The organism is bacterium endosymbiont of Bathymodiolus sp. 5 South (genome assembly GCF_900128535.1).
Taxonomy (GTDB): domain Bacteria; phylum Pseudomonadota; class Gammaproteobacteria; order PS1; family Pseudothioglobaceae; genus Thiodubiliella.
The window spans coordinates 1-3,266 of sequence record NZ_FQTR01000172.1 but is presented as its reverse complement, the minus strand read 5'-3'; the positions used below and the strand labels follow the sequence as shown (position 1 = coordinate 3,266).

Sequence of the window (3,266 nt, the reverse complement as noted above, 5' to 3'; positions counted from 1 at the left end):
CCACTGTTGCCACACTTATCTGAATGGCAGCCGGTAACGGATACTTTGCGTGGTGGGTGTTCGGGGAGGATGGTTTTTAGGTCTGTGGCAATTTTTTGTTGGGTGTTGCCTTCCATGGTGGCATCGTCACCTATACCTTTAACATGTCCGGTTATTTTGACTTTATAGTTATCTTTTAGTTTGTTTATATCGCCTTGTGTTGCAAATGAGCCGTCTTTGTTTTTTGTAACCAGTACTACGCTGTCTTCACCATATTTGCTTTTAAGTCTGGCAGAGAGTCTGTTGGTGGCTTCTGTGATGATATTGTCTGTGCCTACTTTATAGATCACGACACCGCCATCTTTTTTATTGGGTGTTTGATTGTTGGGCTTCGTTAAGAGTTTGTTTTGTGGTTTTTGTGGTGCTTCAAGGGTGCTGGCTTGCTGTTGAGATTTTGTGTCTTCTGACGAGGTTTCTCTATTTGATGTTTCTTTTTTATTGGGCTCTTCTGGCTTTAATGAACTTAGTGGGTCTTTTTTTTCTAGTGTTTTTGATTGTTTTTCTGATTTGTTTATTGATTTTGTCTTTGTTTGCTGAGCAGTGGTTGTTGGTGATTTTCGTGATTGTTTGCTAGCGTGGACAGGAGCAGAAGAGAGTCCTTGCTCCATTGTCATTTTTTGTTGCGAGGAAGCAGGGGTTTTAGATGCTTCTGCTACTGCTGTCTCCTCATCACTTTTAATTGAAATATCTTTTGACTGTAGCGATTCTTTGTCAGTTGGTGGACCTCTTTGGCTTGTTGTCTTTGGCTTGTTTCCTTGATTAGAAGTGTCGCTATTATCTTGTAATCTACTGTTGTTTTGTTGTGGCGCTTGATCAGATGGCTTGTTGATAGCATTAATATCTTTTTTGTCGCCCCCTGTATTCTTGAGGGGTGTTTTTACTTGCTTAATTTTTGTCTCTTTACTGCCCTCTGATCGAGTGGATGTTAATGTGTCTACCCCTTCTATTTCTTTTGTTTGATGTATTTCTTTTTCCTCTTTGTCTTGTAGCCTATTTTTCTTATCACGTCTCAAATGTTGCCTGTCGGAGACTTTTAACAGTGATATTCTATGTTCTTCCATAGCGACTTTTATTTTTCTATATAATTTCAAAAAAATAGCCATTTCTCGTTTGAACATATCATTGATATTAGCGACTTCTTCTTCCGAATTTGAATCACTAACCGTTGCTAATTCTTTAGAAATATCATTATATCGATTAAGCAACTTATTGTAATCGGACTTTATATTTTGCCCCATATCTTGAACATTTCTATTACCGTGATCAATAACACTATTAGAATCATGGATCCAACTAACCATCCCCATTTCTAGTCTTATTTCCTCCAAATATAATTGATTGTCTTTCCAAATTTGTTTATTAACCTCTGTGCTAGGCACCTTAGACTTAATGTCAGACTCTTTTTTCTTGAATTCTGATGTCATTATTTTTTCCTCACTCATCCCTTTATCTCTTTCAACAACCACTCTGCCTTCTTGGAATCTTATTTTTTTGATGTCTCGTATGCTATCAAAAGATGGAACAGAGGGTTTCTCTGTCTTAAGTTGCCGACTTATACTTCTCATTTTTTGTTTAACCTTGTTTATTGCATTGGATGAAATTTCATCATTCTCCATAGAATTAACAAGATTTTGTAAAGTGACTAGCCCTTTTTTCAAATGTTGTTTAGTTGTTTCATAAGTGTCTTGAACTTCCTTAAACACTCCGTTCATTTCACCTATGTTAACTTGGATGTTTTTTACCATTTCATCTTTGTCTTTGTCTTTGTCTGAAAGCGTGTGTAATACACTTAAAATTTCTCTTTGATTTGAACTCACCTCTTCTATATGCTTCAGAATTTCGTTGTCATGCTTAAAAGCTTTAATATGTTTATTAATATCATTTCTAAACTTCTGCGCTTGATCAGTCAAAACAACTTCACTATATTCTTTTAGGATGGTATGTGCATCTGATTTTTCAGAAGGGTTAGTATTTTTTTGAATTTCACTTAATTTCTGAGCCTGTTCCCATGCCTGAGCGCGAAAATCCCCTATATTCATCCAATGACTCAAAACCCCTTCCTCCCAAGATTTTATCGTAGTCACCTTGTCATTTTGCAAAAATAACCTTAAATTATAAATAGCCGCTTCTTTGTCCATTAATAATGTTTTAATCTTCTCTTTTAAAAGATCTTTTTGAATATTCACCTCATTAATTTTCTTTTTTGATTGGCGAGGCTTTACTTTAGTTTCTGTTGTTTTTATTACTTTAGCAATTGGAATTTTTACCGAATCCTTGCTTAAACTTTTTACTAGTGCATCTTTTAAATCATCAGGTAGTACCATAATCTTCTCTATGTCTCTTATTATAAATTGAATAAAATCTTCTTTGACTCTCTGCTCTTCTTCTTTTCTCTGTCGCGTTCTCTCATCCAGTTGATCCTGTTTTTTATTCCCACTTTTTACTGCAGCTTTTGCCCCGCTTATTTCTTGCTTAATCCGTTCCGCCACCGCTTGCTTTTCTGCCGCCTCTTTTGCTTTGAATATTTTTATTGCTTCTTCTGCTTTCGCTTGTTTCATTTTTTCTGTTACCACAAAGGCGGGTTTTGTTTTTCTTTGATATTCTGTCGAATCCATTTCTCTGAACCATTCTTCTTGGTTTTTCTTTTGTTCTGCACTGCTTGCTTGTTCGCGTCTGTCGACCTCAAGTTGCTTTTTTTTCTGAGAATTAGATTGTTCTGCGGCTTTGGCTTGATGGTATTCTAGGCTGTCTTTAACGATGATATTGCTTGCTACTTCTTTTCTTAGGGATGTGGCAAGATTGTTAATAGGACTGCAGTCAGATTCTGGGCAATGTGTGATTGAGATATTTTTTAGAGTCGAGGTGTCATTTTCTGTTGCGCCTTTCTCAATGGACATTGTTTTGCTCAACATCCCAAGCAATTGCTTGGCGTCTTTGTCTTCAATGACTCTGTTTCCTTCTTTTATGGTGCTGCGTCCAATTATATTGATTTCATACTCACCTGCTAATTGCTTAATATTTCCTTCTATGGGGAGCTGTGTATCCGATGTTGACTCTGCTTTAACAACATAGACTTTATTTGAGGGGTCTTGTTTTATTCTCTCAACCATTCTTTTGCGTGTGGCTATGACTTCTTGATTATCGCCCATTTGGACAACAACAATTTCTTTGTTTGGGGTGGGGATGGTGTCTAGGGGTGTTTCTGGCTTTTTTGGACTTGAAAGCAC

Annotated in this window: 1 protein-coding gene; it reads right to left on the bottom strand. The window is 36.7% G+C overall.

Annotated elements, in window-relative coordinates; genetic code table 11:
- Positions 1-3,188, bottom strand: a 3,188-nt coding sequence (locus BBROOKSOX_RS09655; RefSeq protein ID WP_218973729.1) for a C80 family cysteine peptidase, incomplete at its 3' end; no start/stop codon positions are given.
- Positions 3,189-3,266 lie beyond the last annotated feature (78 nt).